Raw genomic sequence first — 18542 nt, forward strand, 5'->3', positions numbered from 1 at the left:
TTCGCTAATCACCAAATTTATAGACACTTATAATTCGTCGAACTCACGTTATTTACTATGGTTTTGCATTTCTAGTTTTAAATAAATAGCGCCATTTTTGCCTTCGCGTCAACAAAAAAGTGGCATTTTTCCATGCATTATTTTCTGCGTTTTGTAGCAAAACGCATTGCGTTTAGCACCAAATAGCCTTGCGTTTTGCTGCATATTGCAAGGCGTTTTGCTGCTAAATGCAAGGTATTTTAATGGTTTTTACAGCGTCATTTTGCTGCAATATTAACAATAAACGCAACTATTTGCTCACCAAAACAAGATTAAGAAAACACAAAGCGCTTTTTACATCCAATTCACTAACAGCGTATAAAAAGCAGTCTCATCACAAACAAACTGGCGCTTCGCCAGCGAGAATTATCTTTATTGCAGGACTAAAAAGGGGTTTTTAGTATAAAAACACTGTAAACCACAAGAAATCAGCACCTTACAAACTTTAAAAATACGCGCGTTTTTTAGCCCTATACTCGAAAATTTCGCACCGAAGGCACTCTCAGTGTTAAAATTTAGTGCAAATATTTTACAATTCATCAAAACCATTAAACCCAAACCAGTCATTAGAGAGCCTAGAAACAACACAAAAACAAGAATTCTGGAAACATTGTGGCCTAATAACCGATTGGAGTTAAAAGTGTAAACTTGGTTCGCACTACAGCAAAATGCAGTTCCCTGCTCGTGGCTGTTAAAGCAAAACAATACCATCGAGCAAATTATAGCCCCCAAACGTCGTGGTGATGGTTATTGTTTGCGCAACGTTTTAGCCTTTCGCGGCAAATAAAGTTTAGCCGAGCCCACCGTATTTATTTGCTTATCCACCTCCATCAGTAATGGTGCAGAGATGGTTATAGCATCCTTTCCATGCAAGTTAGACAGCATTTTGCTATATTGCTTACGCATAAAATACAACAACGAATTGGCTTTGGGTTCGGCAGTCTGCAACTGATATAAAGCCGTGTAAGCACTTCGCAGCAGGTCAACAGCCTGTATTCGTTCTGGTGCGATGTCGGCATACCGGTCTAAAGTCAAAAGCATATCCCGCCACGAGTCGAATATTTGTTTGCAAAATTGCTCTCTTTTGCTTGCCATTGGCACAGCCAGCAGTCGTTCGAACCTAGCATCGAAGAGCCATGAAGGTGGCAAAAAGAAATGGCGTTGCAAAAACTTCACTGCATTTTTAGCTACGTGGGGTGGTTCTAGCTGATTGAACACCGAAGGAGGGAGATTGGCTTTTTTTATACCATTGATATGCCTAATCACATGAGAGAGCATGTGCTGATAATGCTCAACCAATCCTTCATGGCGGTTGCGGAAGAGATTTCGTTGCACACTGTCGCGCGAAATCCATATTGCAGAATCGGCACAAAGCAGCCTAATATTTTCTATGCCTTGCTCGTTAACCGCCAGATGGTTGTTACCCAAGTCTTCTGCACAGGCCATAACATCTGCTCCGCTGTCGAAAGCCAGCAAGCTATCGCCCTTGGTTTCGTTAATCCATCGACTGCGATTGGCCTGCCTCTCAGCCTCATCTTTACCCGGAAACCAGCGATAAGCACAGGCAATAGCCCAACAATCGTACACCCCTAATCGGGCAATGCGGTTGCGCAAGCTTACCTTATCAGTTGGTTTTAGCGCGTAGTTGCATCGCACATAGTCCATAACCGAGGTTGTTATGCCGTTGCGATGAAGGAAATCGTTGTTGCGAAGACTATCTAGCGAGAAATGCGAAGACGCTAAGAAATTGTGTTCTAAGCCCAATGAATGCCCCACTTCGTGTGTAAGCACCAATTCGAGCAGCACATTGAGCACCGAGTCGGGCAGTTCAGGCTGCCTAGCAGCAGGATCGTTGGCACCACATTGCACAAAATACCACTGCTTAAGCAAGTCTAACACCCCGCTAAACACGCCAATATGGCATCCCACCACTTCGCCTCCGCATGGTTCGCACGGTGTTGGCCCATAGGCATTACGAAAATTAGACTCCTTCCACGAAATAAACGGCACAGTTATGTCGTAGGGACAAAAGTAGGGATTAACCGAGTCTTCAGGTGCCAGCTGCGCATCAATGGCGTTTTTAAAGCCTGCTTGCTCGAAGGCTGGCAACCAATTGCGTACGGCTTTGATGGTTGCATTGCGAATTTGTTCGGGCATTTGGCGATCAACATAAAACACAATGGGGCGTATTGGCTCTACCAGTTCGCCATTAAGATAGCGTTGGTGCAGTGCTGGTGGCACTTCCAGTCGCCATCGCTTAACAATGCTGCGCCGAGAAGGCATACTTTCTCCCCCAATAGCTAGGCGCGAAATAGTAAAATACGAACCCAACCCTACCGTAACAGGCTCTAGCAATTGCTTAGGCATGAGTGCAATGCACACCCCCGTTAAGTAAGAAACCGTTTTAGGGGTTGTATCGGGCTCGTGGGGAGAAGATAAAAACGAATTATAATCATATACACGCGACACCTGAAACAAAAAACGGTCGGGCTTAACGTCAATCTTCTCTATCTTATCAAACTGCTTTTGCTTGTTGCCAAGCTTAAAATCTAAGAAGGCAATGCTCATGGAGAACAGCGGAAAATGCTTAAGCCACTCGCCCACTTCAACCAAAATGCTGTTGGCCGAACGCTGAATGATAGGCAACCGCTCGTAAACACGAGTAGTGGAACTGGTTAATGCAAGGCGCGAAAACACCGAAGTGCTATCCGTGAAATAGCGATTATACTGGGGATGAGTAATCCACAACTTGTCGCCATGCACCTCCATGCCAAAGAAAACAGGACCAATCATGTCGCCTGGATAACCCCATTTTGGGCCGCTTTGAGTTGTCTTATCCAGTTTTTGAGCCTTAAGCACCGTAATGGAAGACACAAACTCTCGCCCAAACAATGTGTCGGGGATTTCCCAATAAAGCTTTTCGCCCACCTTATATGTGGTGAAAAGTCCGTTCGACACATTTGTTTTGGGATTATTAGAAAAGAAATGAGAAACCGTTTGCCCCTTGGCCACCACAAAAAGCAGGGCAAAGACAACGATCAGACCAACTTTGCGCAACATGATTAAAATAATCGTTTCAAAGAAAAGAAAAACGCACGCTAAGCACAGTATGCCCAGCGCACGTTTCTCTTTACACCTTTATTCGTAACTATAAGTAATATCTGCTATTTTTCCAAAGGGGAGACTACCATTGCCATAAACAAAACTAGCGTTGGAAACATGCGCTAAGTCGCCCGAGGCAGTGAGTTTTAGTTCAACCACCATGCCTTTATCACCCTGATTATAAGCCACGCCCATCGTTGTACCCAAGATTTCGACCGTTTCGCGGTTCTTAAATTTGGCGCAAACCACCTGTGCATCGCTCGGTGCAGCATACACTTCAACCACCTTATTGCGTTTTAGGTCTACACGATAAACCTTGTTTGCAGCAGCCATAAACAGCAAGTCGGCCGAAAAGGCGTAGCTTGCAGCAAACTTAGCGGTGCTTAAATCTACCTCTGACGGCATGTTTACCGTGTATTGCGCCACGCAATGCGGCTCTGTGTCGCGACAACTAAACTTGTACACCGTGAGTTGTTTACTGCCCGTGCGATATCCAATGCCATATAATTGACTGCCATAGGCGCCACCAGCAACAATATCGGTAATGGTTAAGTCGGCCGGAATGGTATCAGGATTGAAGGCGTTGACATAAGTGTCGCGCTGCCCCACAGGTCTTACAGGCACACCACGGTCTACCCATGCGCTACCATATCGGCGCATAGAAACCGACTTATAGGGTGTGCCATAGAAGTCGGACAGTCCGAAAGCCGGCCGTTTTAAGAAGCGATGGTTTTGCGAATCGTAGAAATATAGCACGTTTTGGCCAGCCCCATAAGCCGAGATGGTGGGATATTTGTCGCCCTCTTTCACCGAATAGGGCACACACGTGCCATCCATGTGTGCGAAATAGGCTTTGCCATCGTTAACCAATAGTTCGCCATGTGCATCCATCTTATAGGTTTGCAACTTAATTTGCTTACCATCAGCAGTGGGTTCGAAGAGAATTTTTTCCGTGGAATATTTCACCGCAAGTGTGCTAGGCGTAACCAAAGCCACCCCCTTTGTGGTGGCAATAACCATTCCGGGATTGGCCGAAAAGCCCAAAAAGCCGAACACACTGGTGGCCTCTTTGCTGCCATACACCTTACGTGCAGCCAAGGCAAGCGGTTTTCCTTGGAGTGGGAATGGCTCGTTGCGTTCCGACTTGTAAACATCAGCATAGACAAAATAGCCATCGGGTGCGCCTTCAACGGCACCCAGCATCGTTTTCCCATCTTTTTCGTGCAACACAAACCAGCAAGGATTAAACGGTTTCACAATTTTCACCTGCGTTTTTTTGTACCATTGCGTGCCATTTGCTTTATCGGTCACCACAAGCAGCAGTCCGATATTGTCTGTCTGCCCAGCTTTCACCGTTACCTTGCACTCCTTACCCTTAGCATAAGGCATATAATCGTTCATATTATCCGATAGTGCTTTGGCATCTTCTTTGATTATCAGCCATTGAAAATCAAGATTTTCATCGCCCGTTGCCATCGTTTGCGCGATAATGGGCTTGAGTGTCACCTCGGCATCATCGGTTTTAGGCATACGTACTTGCGGTTCGTCTATCTCTATTTTTACGCCATTCACATCGTGGTAGTCGTAGTTTCCCTTATCTTCGTAGCATCCTGCCAAGACGAACACGGCACATGCAAGGGCAAACCTTATTATTTGTGGTTTCATTTTCATTATTACTGTCGATGTTAATTGGTAATTATTCTGGCTACACGTATCTATTTCTTGCGTTTTGCAAGATTTAGCGATGCATGAGCAACGTTATTGCGCCAGTTATTAACATTTACGAATTGCTTAGAAGGATATAGGCATGCCTTTATCGTCGACGATGGCCGGTTTACCTGCTGCCAAATAGGCTTCGTAAGCTTTGCTAACCGTATCAAAATCGTCGTAAGTGAGCTGCGAATAATCTTTACCCAGCACGTCCATCATATAGATATACTTGGCATCACTATATTCACCCCAGTCGCCTTCGTCCCAGTTATAGGGTCGCAATTGCCACCGCACGTTCACCAACATTTGGTTGAGTTCCACCAGTCCCTTATCAAATTGGTGGTTGGGATTGGCCTGATCGAACGCCACTAAGCATCCAAAGGCTTTGTTACCACGCTTAAGTTCGGGGCGTTTAACCCGATAGTAGTAGGTTTGGCACACGGTGTCAAGCGCCGAGAACGTGTATTTGTCGGCCAATTGCAGTTCGGGTGAAGCCTCATAGCCCTCAGCAGGCATCACTTTCAAGCAGAAGTTGCGTGGTGCTTCGAGGTTAACGCCCTGAATGCGCACAGCAAAGCTATCGGTTTTAAACTCCGTTTTCTTCACATAATCTGTATCAACAAACTCCACGATGCGTTGTCTTGCATAGAAGTTTACGCGTGAAGATTGGTTGTAAAGTTCAATTTCGTTTTGCTTACAGCCCACAAAGGCGCTTGTAACAAACAACAGTGAGAGCATATATAAGATGTGTTTCATACCTTCGTTACCTTAATTGTTATTACCATGTATCGTCTCATCATCGGGGAGTGGCATCCGATATTGCGTCTTAGTCATGCTATTGACACCGCATCCCAACCATGTTTCGTAGTTATGCGCTTTGAGAAAGAAGAACAATTTGCCCTCGGCGAAGAACTCCTTGCGATATTCTTTCATGATTTCGTTGATGCGTTTGGTTTGCGTTCTGGTTACTCCAGCCATGGGTTGGGCATCGTCATAATGCTCTGTGCGCACCTCATCGGCAAACGATATGCCACGCGCAAAGCGCACAGCATTAAGCGCATCGGCACTTTTCTGTGCATCGGGTTCGCATTCGGCAACGATATAATACATCTCGGGCAAGCGAATAAGCGGGATGGCATCGGCTCCAACGTAGGTGTAGGCTTCTTTCAAAGGTTTCTGATTATACTTACGACAGAAGGCTCTGACGTCAGAAGCGCCCGTTAGTTCGAACATTTCGGGCAGTTTACGCCAATCGGTAACGCCCACACCCGCTGTTTCGAAGAACTCGTTAAAATGGCTTTCGCTGGTGGTATAATGCATATCGCTGCGTTCGCCTTCGGCATCCATGCCATTGGCAGTAAGCAATTTGTCGAGTTCGTAGACCGAAAGACCAAATATTTGCTCGCTATAACGGATGGAATTATAATTGGCAGCCGACTGTGCATCAATGAGTTTGAAGTGTTGATTGGCGTCGATTACCTCGCGCGCATACTTCAAAGCTAGCGCTTTACTTTCGGCATCACCTTTATAACAATACACCCTAGCAAGCATGGCCTTTACGGCAAAGAGATTCATACGAAACTCGCGGTTGATTAAGAAGGCGTTTTTCGACTTATAACCCTCGTCGTAAGGGTCGGTAAAGAAGTCGAGTGGGTCTGATGATTTCAACAGGTCCTCTGCCTCGTGCAAGTCTTTTAGCACCGCTTCCACCACAGCTTGAGCCGTTAATATGGGTGTAGGCACGCGGTCGTAGGTGGTGCGATAAGCGATAGCCTTTGCGTTAGACTCTTCTTTATATATAGGTCCGAAGAGTCGCAGCAGGTCGAAATGCAAGAAAGCACGTAGGGCCAAGGCTTCACCGCGCATAGTTTCGTAATATCGCGGTGTAACAAGAACCTCGCGTTTGGATTCGGTGTGAGCAATAATATTGTTTACATTGGCAATGACATTATAGAAATCGGCGTAGATAGCGTTCTTTTTAGTCTTGAATTTATTATCGTAATCGTACACCATACTTTGGTCGAAAACGATAGAAGTTTCGTATCCAGGATAGCCCGAATAGATGCCTGCCAGTTCGTCTATGTAGCCATACGAGAGGTCGGCTCCATAAAGTGTGGCCGAACCCATTTTGATATACACGCCCGTTAGTGCGTCTTTAAATCCCGATTCAGAACTAAACTGTTTATCTGTAGGGATAGAGGTTTTGGGATTTACGTCTAACCAATCGTTACAAGCAGTAAGTCCCAGCATCGCTCCCAGCAATAATATCTGTATTTTCTTCATCATTGAGTTCTCCTAAATTAAAATCCGACGTTGAGCGAGAATATAAATTGGCGTGAGAAAGGATAGCTTGTACCCCTTTCGCGCTTGACAGTAGAGAGGTAGAAAAAGTCTTCCATGTTGAAAGCAAGCCTTGCCGAGTTAACGCCCACGCGTTTTAAGAAGGGAGTATTGTTGCGGTCCATGCGGTAATAAAGCGAGAGCGAACTACCTTGCAGCACATTTTCGTCCATAACAAAACGCGAGGTGGCCTTGGTTTCCGAGCCATTGGGGTTTATTTCGCGGAACATAGCCCTATCGCCAGGCCTTAGCCATCGCAGTTGCGTTACGCGGCGGTCGGCATTGTATTTAAGATTGGCATTCTCAACCTTATCAATGAGGGTTTGATTGTACACCTGCCCGCCGAAACGGAACAGCATGCTCGCGTCTATACCCCAGCCCATGTAGGTGAACGAGGTGTTGATATGGCCTTGCCAAGTTGGTTCGGTGTTGCCAACAGGTACTGCATCTTTGGCATCCCAATATACAGCACTAGTCATTTCGCCATCGCGTCTAAGCAAAATTTCATCGCCCGAGGCGGGATCGATGCCTAATGAGCGCACCACCCAAATGCGATTAACCGACTGTCCTTCTTCGTATCGAGGCAAGGGAGCATTTTTTAGGTTTCCAGCATTCACGTCATTGATGTGTCTCATGGCCTCTGATATTTCCAAGAGCTTGTCTGTGTTGTGCGAACCATTAATGGTAACAGTCCAATACGACTGTTTGGCCATGTTGCGATAAGGAATTGCCGAGAGTGTCAGTTCCCATCCGCGGTTCTCCAGTTTACCAATATTTTCGGGATATTGGGCAAATCCCACGGATGGAGCAAGGCTCACCATGGTTATCATGTTATTAGTAACCTTGCGATAGTATTCCACGCGTGCCGTAAGTCGATGGTCTAGAGCCCCCAATTCCAATCCCAAGTTGAGGTTATGTGTTGTTTGCCACTTTAGTTTTTCATTGTGCATAGCAAGAATTTCGCTACCTGTGGCGTCCGAAGAGTAGTAAGGCAGCAGCAAGTTGGCGTAAGTGTAGTAGCCATGAGCCTGATAGGGGTTGAAGCCTTGCGAGCCTGTAGTGCCGTAGGTGGCACGCAGAACGAAGTCGGAGAGCCACGAGAGGTTAGCCAACCACGTTTCTTTCTTAGCATCCCAACGCAAGCCAGCCGACCAGAATGGCGCCCAACGGTTGTCTTTACCAAACTCTGACGAGCCATCCAGTCGTAAATTGAAGTCAATCGAGTACTTATACTTATACGAATAGCCACCAGCCAGCACCCATCCAATGCTTCTGCTGGTGCTTTCGATGCCGTCTACCTTCTCATTATATTTCTTACCGAAGAGCAAGTTGTCCATATTGTCGTTTGGAAAGCCCGTAACATAGTTGCCATAGGTTTCTCGGCTGTGTTCTTGAACACTCATTCGGGCATTAGCCGTTATATAATGGTCGGCCAATTGCTTATTCCAGCTACCAGTAAGGTCGATGCCCCACTTCACTAATTCGCTTTGACTGCGGCGATAATCGCCCCTGAGTGTGGGGTCGGTTAGTCCATCAAAAGCCGTATGTTGTGCAGGTCGGAACTTATCTCTGCTTCCCACGCTCTTGGAGAGCGAGAAAGCAGCTTCCAATCGCAAATCTTTCAGCGGTGTATATTCCACCTTAAACAGTTCGCGAACACTAAAATTCTTACTTCTGTCTTTACTGTTAAACGTGGTGTTATACATTGGATTGAGGTAATCCGAGTCGCCTCCCAGTCCTGAGAAGTCGTCTAGTCGCTTCAAAAGTTCTCCATTTTCGCTATAAGGTTTAAGATATGGGTTGAGCAATGCATATTGGTCGAAGCTTCCCCAGGGCGATTCGTCGGCTGTAGAGTTATCCAGTGTGATGCTATTTTTGAGCAACACCTTAGGCAATCGATATTGAAAATCGAGTGCACCAGTAAGCACATCGCGCTTACTACCTTTCATTACGCCAGGCGAATGGTTATATCCCACGTACATACGATAGCGTAAAGCCTCATCGCCACCTTCCAACGTAACGGTGTGTCGTTGCTGTAAGGAAGTTTGCAAGGGTTTATCAAGCCAATAAGTATCGACTCCCGAAAGCACTTGTCGCAACTTAGATTGGTACAATCTCCATTTATCAACTGTTGCTCCACCCATAGTATACAGTCCGCTTATGCGTTCGGCCTCCAGTTTTTCGCTAGCGTTCATGAGGTTATACCCAGTGAGGTCGGGATTTTCCACGCGGAGTTCGCCGCCATAGGTCACCCATATACGTCCAGGTTTAGGTGTTTTTGTTTCGATTACGATAACGCCGTTAGCGGCTCTCGAGCCATAGATGGCCGTTGCGGCGGCATCTTTTAGCACCACAACAGAAGCCACGCGGTCGGGGTCGAGGTCGGCTAAAGTTTGCACACTTATTTCAAAACCATCCATGATAAGCAAGGGTTGGTTGGCATAGGTTTCGTATTCGCCTTGCACAGCAAGCACCTTACTGCTAGCCGAGCTAGCTAAATCCATGTTCGCACCTCCTCGCATGCGCATGTCGGGCAGGTTGTTGGGGTTAGAACCGCTAACGATATTCTCGGCGATACGTAATCCTGGAGCGATGGCCGACAAAGCTTTGGCGATGTTGGTGGCGCTGTATCGCTTGATATCTTCGCCTTTCATGGTAATGGCCGACCCAGTAAATCCTTCTTTCTTTCTATTAAACATACCCGTAACCACAAACTCGTCGAGCATCTTTGCACCCAATTTAAGCCTTACGGTGACATTAGCCTTGGCCCTAACATTGATGGTCTGCATACCCACATAGGTGATATGTAGTTCGGTTCCCTGCTTAATGCCCGGTAAGAAGAAGTTACCATCTCCGTCGGTCACGGTTTTTTGTCCTGTTGCGATAGCCGTAACGGTGGCTCCCATCACGGGTAATCCATCCTCATCTGCCACCACATGTCCTCTCACATCCACTCTGCCGTCGTCGCCTTTCTGCAAGAGTGGCGCGCGTTGTGCGCCCTTATCTGGTGCAGATGGAATGGAGCCCCAGGCACAGAAAAAGGGAAAAAGCAGAAGTGAACACGAGGTAATGCCTCTTAGCACTAGGTTCTTTTTCATAATCAGTTGTTTTGAGATTGGTATTTTGTAGCCTGTTCACATTGGCAACAATTTGCGCGAGCGCATCGAGTAAGCCTTGTTCTGGGCTATTGTGAAGCTAGTTGTTTGTGTGTCGGCATTGCATGGAGAAAGGTCGGCACGGGGTTAACGATGTGTCTAGTATATGGTATGTGTAGGAGAGCGGTGTCTTGGCACACACCCTAGTTACTTTAAAACATGTATTTACGTTCGCAAATTTAGGATTTATTTTACAAACATGCAAATATTTTGAATGTATTTGCGCCCTTTATTCATATTAAATAAAGTATAAGACAATTTGACTACGCTACAGCCAGAAGACAACGCTGCCACTAAAGACTATAACTCTCATCGCTATCGTTTGCCTACTGCAGACGAGTTTGAAGAGCTTCCAACAAAATGCGAATGAAAATGGGTAATACGCAATAATATTAAGGGTTATATTCTAAGTCGCAATGGTGCGTCTATCTTCTTGCAAGCAACAGACGATAACAACAATTTTCCCTCACTTAGATATTGGTCTCGCTCGCTCAATACTAAGAATTGCAATGAAGCAATGATTCTTCAAGCACAACATTTATTTGGCATTAAAGTTGTAAAGTAGAAGGATATGCCCGCACCCTTGGTAGCTTTATACGCCTTGTGCCTCAATAGTTACCATATAACCCGTGGCATAACCAAGCGTTACAACCAACAGCATTTCATCGCAACATGGTTAAACCACATGCATTTAGCTAGCAAACAATAGGCGTTGCGATGAGGGAAGCGCGAAAACGAAGTGCATTTCTCACACCCCTTGGCTACAGTCGTAGTCTTTATTGGGCAAAAACAGGGTGCGGAAGCCCTAGAACGATGCACACAATTTCAACTAATCAAAACAGACACAAGCCATGCAACTTAGTATATTTTTGTGCCTGTTTTTAATTTTTTTCGTTTAACACCACTAACGATTTGTGCGCTTAACACGTAATATCGCGGGCTTTGGCCATACAAAAATGCCACATTCCTTACGCGCTAGACAGCCAAGGTGCAACTCAATTCGCCATTTCCGAAAGGAACTTAATGCGCACCAACCTAATTTCATCGTCGGTATAATCACCTCCAAGTTCTTCTGCAGCCGTATCAAGGTCGTCGGTTTCGCTTTCCCTGAAATAGTCGTATATTTCATCAACGCGGTCTTCGTCAATCACTTCTTCAAGGAAATAGTCTATATTGAGTTTCGTTCCGCTGTTCACAATAGTCTCAATCTCACTCAAAAGGTCGTCAAACCCCATGTTAAGTGAGTCGGCAATGTCGTCAAGTGCCATCTGCCTGTCGATGTTTTGAATAATTTTTACCTTGTTCATGGATTTTTTGGCTACGGTTCTTACTCTTAGTTCTTCTGGCCTTTCAATCTGATTTTCTTCGCAATATGTCTTTATTAATTGGCAGAAAGCTTCCCCGTAGCGTTTAGCTTTACCCACTCCCACACCAGGAATGTTTTGCAATTCTTCAAGTGTAATGGGGTAAGCCACGGCCATTTGTTCGATAGACACATCTTGAAAGATAACATAAGGTGGCATGTTGTGTTTTTCAGCCACGTCTTTACGCAGCTGTTTGAGCAAGGAATACAATTGTGGGTCGAGTGTTGAGCCACATGCATCTCTCGATTCTTCTTCAAATTCGTCGTCGAAATCGGTATCTTCCACAATCATAAAGGGCTGCGGTTGTTTAATGAAACGTTTTCCAGCCGAAGTAAGTTTCAGCAAACCATAGTTCTCCACATCCTTTTTAAGATAGCCTGCAATAAGTGCTTGGTGTATCACAGGGTTCCAAATCTTGTCGTCTTCATCCTCTCCTGCCCCGAAATCTTCCAATTCGTGATGCTTATGCGACACCAAATCGTCTGTTGGTCTGCCCTTAACAAAATCGACAACATAGTCACTTCTAAAGTTTTCTTTAACGGCCATTACCGCTTTAAGCACGATGAGCAGAGCCTCTTTGGCCTCGCGTTTGGATTTAGGATGTAAGCAATTATCACAGTTATGACAGTTTTCTTCCATATATTCTTCGCCAAAATAGTGGAGCAACATTTTGCGACGGCACACCGACGACTCGGCATAAGCGGCCGTTTCCAGGAGCAATTGTCTGCCGATATCTTGCTCGGACACGGGTTTGCCTTCCATAAATTTCTCCAGTTTTTGCAGGTCTTTGTTAGAATAAAACGTCACACAAAGTCCCTCGCCACCGTCTCTACCCGCGCGACCCGTCTCTTGATAATAGCCTTCAAGACTCTTTGGGATGTCGTAGTGGATAACAAAACGTACATCGGGCTTATCAATTCCCATACCAAAAGCGATGGTAGCCACAATCACATCAATACGTTCCATCAAGAAATCATCTTGTGTTTGCGAGCGTTTGGCACTGTCTAAGCCTGCATGATAGGGTTCGGCTTTGATGTTATTGGCCTTTAATATGGCCGACAACTCTTCCACCTTCTTACGCGAGAGACAATAAATAATACCACTTTTACCTGCATGTTGGCGAATAAACATAATAATATTACGGTCAACATCTTGCGTTTTGGGGCGCACCTCGTAGTAGAGATTAGGGCGATTAAACGAACTTTTAAATTCCAATGCGTCGCAGATACCCAGGTTTTTTTTGATGTCCGACCGCACTTTGTCTGTTGCTGTTGCCGTAAGCGCTATAACGGGCGCCTCGCCGATACGCAAGATGGTGGGCCTAATATTGCGATATTCGGGGCGAAAATCATGTCCCCACTCCGAAATACAATGCGCTTCGTCTACAGCATAGAACGAAACCTTCACCGACTGCAAAAAGTCCACATTCTCATCTTTACCCAACGACTCGGGTGCTACATACAAAAGCTTCGTTGCACCACGTCTCACGTCGTTCATTACCTGCTGTATGGCCGCCTTATTAAGCGACGAGTTAAGATAATGAGCCACGCATCCGTCTTCGCTCATGCCGTTCATCACGTCCACTTGGTTTTTCATCAGTGCGATAAGTGGTGATATAACGATGGCTGTTCCTTCCATCAAGAGCGACGGCAACTGGTAACACAGGCTCTTACCGCCACCAGTTGGCATGAGTACAAAGGTGTCGTTACCCGCAAGAAGATTGCGGATGATAGCCTCTTGGTCGCCTTTAAACGAGTCGAAACCAAAATATTGTTTTAGCGGTTCTGTAAGATTAACGTCCTTAGTCATAAATGGTCTAGGTTTCACAGATGTGAGATTATTAGCTTTCGCGCAGGGAAAGAGCTGAAACAGGTGGCGCTGCCAACTTGGTTGTATTAGCCCAAGGGCCATTCTTGGCTAGCAAGCATGTTTAGACGTTTTTGTTTTGCGGCCGATTCTCGTCCACAGCGCCTCCTGTTCATGTTTTATTGTTTAGCCAGCCTGTTCTTGCAGGCCCGACTTGTCTAATTGTTCTTTAGCATAGGTCAAGGTAACATCGAAGTTTTTCACCTTCTTCGATGGCACTTCGAACATAGCATCCATCATCACAGCCTCGACAATGGAACGCAGTCCGCGTGCGCCAAGTTTATATTCCACGGCCTTATCCACGATATAGTCGAGCGCTTCGTTGTCAAAGTTCAGGTTTATGCCGTCCATTTTAAACAGTTTTTCGTACTGTTTGATAATCGAGTTTTTCGGTTCCACCAATATTCGGCGCAAGGCTTCGCGGTCAAGCGGATTAAGATAAGTGAGCACGGGCAGACGTCCAATGATTTCAGGAATCAATCCAAACGACTTAAGGTCTTGTGGAAGGATGTATTTCATCAAGTCGCCCTTGTCTATTTTGCGCACATTTTGCACCGAGTTATAACCCACAACGTGCGTATTGAGTCGTTGTGCAATCTTTCTTTCAATGCCATCAAAAGCCCCACCGCAGATAAACAGAATGTTTCTTGTGTCAACATGGATGTAATCTTGATCGGGATGTTTACGTCCACCCTTTGGTGGAACGTTTACCATGGTGCCTTCTAGTAGCTTTAGTAATCCTTGTTGCACACCTTCGCCACTAACATCACGTGTGATGCTGGGGTTATCGCTCTTTCGGGCAATTTTATCAATCTCGTCAACAAAGACGATACCTCGTTCGGCAGCGGCCACATCATAGTCGGCCACCTGCAAAAGTCGGCTAAGTATGCTCTCCACATCTTCTCCCACGTATCCAGCTTCGGTAAATACCGTAGCATCCACAATGGTAAAAGGTACGTCAAGCAGTTTGGCAATGGTTCGCGCCATAAGCGTTTTACCAGTACCAGTGCTACCCACCATGATGATATTGCTTTTTTCAATCTCCACGCCATCATCACCAATGGGCTGTTCCAAGCGTTTATAATGATTGTAAACCGACACCGAGAGGTAGCGTTTAGCCTCGTCCTGCCCAATGATATATTGGTCGAGATAAGCTTTGATGTCCATTGGTTTGGGAACATCTTTCAAGGCTTGGTTCTTTTTTCCCTTACTGGGTTTGGCCTTTGAAGCATTGGCCGACTTGGTTATCTCGTACGCCTGCTGAGCACAGTTATCGCAGATATAACCATTAAGTCCTGCTATAAGGTAGTTTACATCTTTCTCGCTTCTTCCGCAGAAGCTACATACATTCTTTGGCATTTATTCCTTTCGTTTGTTAACGGCTTAGTTCCGCTTGTCTTGTTGGTTTTGTTTGGCCTTCATGTAATGGTCTAAACAGATTGTCCCACACGCTATGCCGAGGTTCAACAGCTATGTACACCTGTGCATAGCCTTAGCCAATGCACAGGTTTTTCGCTGTTTATATTATTTCTTCACCAGCACAGAGTCTATCATTCCATACTCCTTAGCCTCTTCGGCGTTCATCCAGTAGTTACGATCAGAGTCGTTCCATACCTTATCGAATGGCGTATGCGAATGATTCGAGATGATGGTGTAGAGTTCTTTCTTAAATTTAAGTATCTCTTTAGCCTCAATTTCTATGTCAGAAGCCTGTCCTTGCACACCTCCCAATGGTTGGTGAATCATCACCCTACTATGAGGAAGAGCCGAACGTTTGCCTTCTTGACCCGAAACCAGCAACACTGCAGCCATCGAAGCAGCCATACCCGTACAGATAGTAGCCACATCGCTAGAGATAAATTGCATGGTGTCGTAGATACCAAGACCTGCAGTAACGCTTCCACCGGGGCTATTGATATAGATAGAAATATCTTTTCCTGCATCAACAGAGTCGAGATACAACAACTGGGCTTGCAATGTATTGGCCGTATAGTCGTTAATTTCGGTACCAAGGAAGATGATGCGGTCCATCATCAGGCGCGAAAACACGTCCATTTGGGTTACATTCAGTTGGCGTTCTTCCAAAATATAGGGGTTGAGATAAGCTGCCTGAGCCTTCATCACATCGTCTACCACCATCCCGTTCATACCGAGATGTCCAGTGGCATACTTTCTAAAATCGTTCATATTCGTATTAATATCCTTTCTTGATGATTGGGGTTTAGGGCCTATTGACCACCTATCCCGTTTGTTTGAACAACAAAGTTAATAAAAAAAGTGTCTACTCCAAAAATATTAAGGGTATTTTTCCACACCCTTTTTAATGGTGCGCACAACCGCTATGCCACCACCTCGCCACACCTATTATATAAGGTGCGTTCTATCTCGCCACACATGCAATGGCGCGATGCAATTACTTACGCACCAATAACACTGTTGCAAACGTCATACCACAACCACGTTAAATCAGCAACAAGCTATTGCGGTTGTCGAAATAATATCGTAAATTCGCAATTGGAATGTCCCTAAAAACCCTCATCCCTGCTCCGCACGCACAAAAGAAAATCAAACATCGCCAATTATGAAACAAATTTGCTTATTGATTTGTGGTTTGCTATGTTGCACAAACGCCCTTGCACAGGAACAAAAGAAGCTCCGAAAAACGGTGCAAACCACCGAACGACCGTTGCCCAAACCCCGACTGGCAGAGCCAAACCCCACGCTAAGTCCTGCAACGCCACTCTTCACCAGCCCCAACGTGCAAGAGAAACCGCTCTCGATAGCCGACTCCATTGCCATTGCCAACCGTTTTTGGAATGCAAACGACAACCTAAACCTACGCCTAACACAGCCCATGCCCACGCAAACAACGAGCCTATCTTCCACGCCTGCCACCAACTACAACCGCGCTGGACAGCTAAGCGAATGGAAAGGGCTAAACTTTTACGGGCAGAGCTACCGCGAAACTTTTCCTACCATGCTTGTAAGGCAAGGCGCAACGGTGGGCGTTAGTCGCACTTGGGACAAGCTTTCGTTCTCGGTTTTCGCCTCAGCCAACCGCTATCGCACATTCCACACAGCCACACAATTCGGTCTTGGCGGTTCGCTCTCCTATCGGTTCAGTCCTTATGTCAGTGCAACAGCCTTCGGTAGCTATTACAGCGTGCAGCCTTTCCTATCTATGGCCGCCTTTCCTTACGTCAACAGTTCGGCCTACGGCGGTTATTTCACCCTCGAAAACGATCGCTATGGTGTTGACCTTGGCGTGCAACGACGTTACGATTCCTATCGCCGCGAATGGATTGTTTCGCCCATTCTCACACCCAAATATCATTTTTCTAAGAAGTTCACCATAGAAGTTCCAGTTGGCGAAATGGTACGCGACGTCCTTGAAAAACTCATATTCGAGCGTCACAACAGTTCGCCCACAATCATGCCAGCAGTCCCTCACACTCGCTAGTCTCATTCAATGCTTGCACACCAGCCACCAATCTACATCTTTTTTATTTTGTGGAGTAGCACGTTTTCGCTACCTTTGCAGCAATGAGTGAACCATTAGCCGAAAGACTGCGCCCACGTTCGCTCGACGATTACGTTGGGCAGAAACATCTAGTTGGGCCAAATGCCGTGCTTCGCAACATGATTGAAGCAGGGCGCATACCCTCTTTCATACTCTGGGGGCCACCTGGGGTAGGTAAAACCACGCTTGCACAAATCGTTGCTAAGAAGCTAGAAACACCCTTCTACACGCTTAGCGCAGTGACAAGTGGCGTAAAAGATGTGCGCGATGTTATTGAAAAGGCCAAAGGTGGGCGCTTTTTTGGTTCGCATTCGCCCATCCTTTTTATCGACGAGATACACCGTTTTAGCAAATCGCAACAAGATTCGCTACTGGGAGCGGTAGAGAAAGGCGTGGTTACACTTATCGGTGCCACCACCGAAAACCCTTCGTTCGAGGTTATTCGCCCCTTGCTCTCACGTTGTCAGCTTTATGTTTTGCAGAGTCTTAGCAAAGAAGACTTGGAAGAACTGATACAACGCGCCCTCAAAACCGATGTGATTTTGCAACAGCGACACATCGAAGTGAAAGAGAATGCCGCCCTAATAAGGTATAGCGGAGGCGATGCGCGCAAACTTTTAAACATTCTTGAACTGGTGGTTGAGGCCTCACCGCTTAACACCGATGTACTGATAACCGACGAAATGGTGGTGAAATGCCTGCAACAAAACCCCTTGGCCTACGACAAGGATGGCGAAATGCACTACGACATCGTGTCGGCTTTCATCAAAAGCATTCGCGGAAGCGACCCCGATGCTGCTCTCTACTGGATGGCAAGAATGATTGAGGGGGGCGAAGACCCACAGTTTATTGCCCGCCGACTGGTTATCAGTGCTGCCGAAGACATCGGATTGGCCAACCCCAATGCCCTGCTCATCGCCAATGCGGCCTTTGATGCCGTGATGAAAATAGGCTGGCCCGAGGGTAGAATACCCTTAGCCGAGGCCACCGTCTACCTTGCCACCAGCCCAAAGAGCAATTCTGCTTATCAAGGCATCAATGCTGCACTCGAAACGGCACGCTCAACAGGCAATCTCCCCGTGCCTTTGCACCTGCGTAATGCACCTACAAAATTGATGAAACAACTGGGTTACGGCAGCGGATACAAATACTCACACAACTACGAGGGACATTTTGCACAACAACAATATCTGCCCGACGAACTTAAAGACGCACGTTTTTGGTTCGCACAAAACTCGCCTGCCGAAGAAAAGCTACACCAACGCATGGTGCAACTGTGGGGAGACAAGAAGAAATAGGCCACCACAATATGGCTTTCCTGAATAATTGCCACAAAATGCCTACTGCATCACTGGCAACAACGGCAACAGGCACTCTACTTGTTGGCTGCAAAACGCGTCAAAGATTAATATATCAACAACATATCACCCAAAAATAAAATTTAAA

General features: G+C 46.2%; 10 protein-coding genes. 2 read left to right on the forward strand and 8 right to left on the reverse strand.

Annotated features, from left to right (window positions below):
• Window positions 1-786 precede the first annotated feature (786 nt).
• The 8 genes from QME03_RS03015 to clpP form a co-directional block, all read right to left on the reverse strand.
• A complete protein-coding gene (locus QME03_RS03015; RefSeq protein WP_281723419.1) occupies window positions 787-3099 on the reverse strand; it encodes a zinc-dependent metalloprotease in 2313 nt (770 codons plus the stop codon).
• 78 nt (window positions 3100-3177) lie between these two features.
• Window positions 3178-4812 carry a PKD-like family lipoprotein gene (locus QME03_RS03020; protein WP_281723420.1) on the reverse strand — a complete coding sequence of 545 codons (1635 nt, stop codon included), beginning with the start codon at window positions 4810-4812 and terminating at the stop codon, window positions 3178-3180.
• A 120-nt stretch (window positions 4813-4932) separates the two neighbouring features.
• Window positions 4933-5607, reverse strand: a complete 675-nt coding sequence (locus QME03_RS03025) for a DUF4843 domain-containing protein (protein WP_281723421.1) — start codon at window positions 5605-5607, stop codon at window positions 4933-4935.
• 12 nt (window positions 5608-5619) lie between these two features.
• Window positions 5620-7137: a RagB/SusD family nutrient uptake outer membrane protein gene (locus tag QME03_RS03030; protein ID WP_281723422.1), complete on the reverse strand. Its 1518-nt coding sequence runs from the start codon at window positions 7135-7137 to the stop codon at window positions 5620-5622.
• Window positions 7138-7151: 14 nt separating this feature from the next.
• Window positions 7152-10289, reverse strand: a complete 3138-nt coding sequence (locus QME03_RS03035) for a SusC/RagA family TonB-linked outer membrane protein (protein ID WP_281723423.1) — start codon at window positions 10287-10289, stop codon at window positions 7152-7154.
• 1052 nt (window positions 10290-11341) lie between these two features.
• Complete coding sequence (gene recQ / locus QME03_RS03040; RefSeq protein WP_281723424.1) at window positions 11342-13519, reverse strand: DNA helicase RecQ; 2178 nt, start codon at window positions 13517-13519, stop codon at window positions 11342-11344.
• Window positions 13520-13702: 183 nt separating this feature from the next.
• Window positions 13703-14935 (reverse strand): ATP-dependent Clp protease ATP-binding subunit ClpX, encoded by a 1233-nt coding sequence (gene clpX / locus QME03_RS03045; protein WP_273115904.1) that lies wholly within the window; start codon window positions 14933-14935, stop codon window positions 13703-13705.
• A gap of 165 nt (window positions 14936-15100) precedes the next feature.
• Window positions 15101-15763, reverse strand: a complete 663-nt coding sequence (gene clpP, locus QME03_RS03050; protein WP_110370203.1) for an ATP-dependent Clp endopeptidase proteolytic subunit ClpP — start codon at window positions 15761-15763, stop codon at window positions 15101-15103.
• Between the two features lie 394 nt (window positions 15764-16157).
• On the opposite strand from clpP, the gene QME03_RS03055 reads away from it, so the two are divergent.
• Complete coding sequence (locus QME03_RS03055) at window positions 16158-17036, forward strand: hypothetical protein (RefSeq protein WP_281723425.1); 879 nt, start codon at window positions 16158-16160, stop codon at window positions 17034-17036.
• Between the two features lie 83 nt (window positions 17037-17119).
• Window positions 17120-18394, forward strand: a complete 1275-nt coding sequence (locus QME03_RS03060) for a replication-associated recombination protein A (protein ID WP_273262856.1) — start codon at window positions 17120-17122, stop codon at window positions 18392-18394.
• Window positions 18395-18542 lie beyond the last annotated feature (148 nt).

This window comes from Hoylesella shahii (genome assembly GCF_937990675.1).
Classification (GTDB): domain Bacteria; phylum Bacteroidota; class Bacteroidia; order Bacteroidales; family Bacteroidaceae; genus Prevotella; species Prevotella shahii.

What these genes read in the sequence shown, in the direction of transcription:
- recQ (WP_281723424.1), bottom strand. Translation starts at nt 13,519, where the DNA reads ATGACTAAGGACGTTAATCTTACAGAACCGCTAAAACAATATTTTGGT.
- QME03_RS03015 (WP_281723419.1), bottom strand. Translation starts at nt 3,099, where the DNA reads ATGTTGCGCAAAGTTGGTCTGATCGTTGTCTTTGCCCTGCTTTTTGTG.
- QME03_RS03030 (WP_281723422.1), bottom strand. Translation starts at nt 7,137, where the DNA reads ATGATGAAGAAAATACAGATATTATTGCTGGGAGCGATGCTGGGACTT.
- QME03_RS03055 (WP_281723425.1), top strand. Translation starts at nt 16,158, where the DNA reads ATGAAACAAATTTGCTTATTGATTTGTGGTTTGCTATGTTGCACAAAC.
- clpX (WP_273115904.1), bottom strand. Translation starts at nt 14,935, where the DNA reads ATGCCAAAGAATGTATGTAGCTTCTGCGGAAGAAGCGAGAAAGATGTA.
- QME03_RS03025 (WP_281723421.1), bottom strand. Translation starts at nt 5,607, where the DNA reads ATGAAACACATCTTATATATGCTCTCACTGTTGTTTGTTACAAGCGCC.
- QME03_RS03060 (WP_273262856.1), top strand. Translation starts at nt 17,120, where the DNA reads ATGAGTGAACCATTAGCCGAAAGACTGCGCCCACGTTCGCTCGACGAT.
- QME03_RS03020 (WP_281723420.1), bottom strand. Translation starts at nt 4,812, where the DNA reads ATGAAAATGAAACCACAAATAATAAGGTTTGCCCTTGCATGTGCCGTG.
- QME03_RS03035 (WP_281723423.1), bottom strand. Translation starts at nt 10,289, where the DNA reads ATGAAAAAGAACCTAGTGCTAAGAGGCATTACCTCGTGTTCACTTCTG.
- clpP (WP_110370203.1), bottom strand. Translation starts at nt 15,763, where the DNA reads ATGAACGATTTTAGAAAGTATGCCACTGGACATCTCGGTATGAACGGG.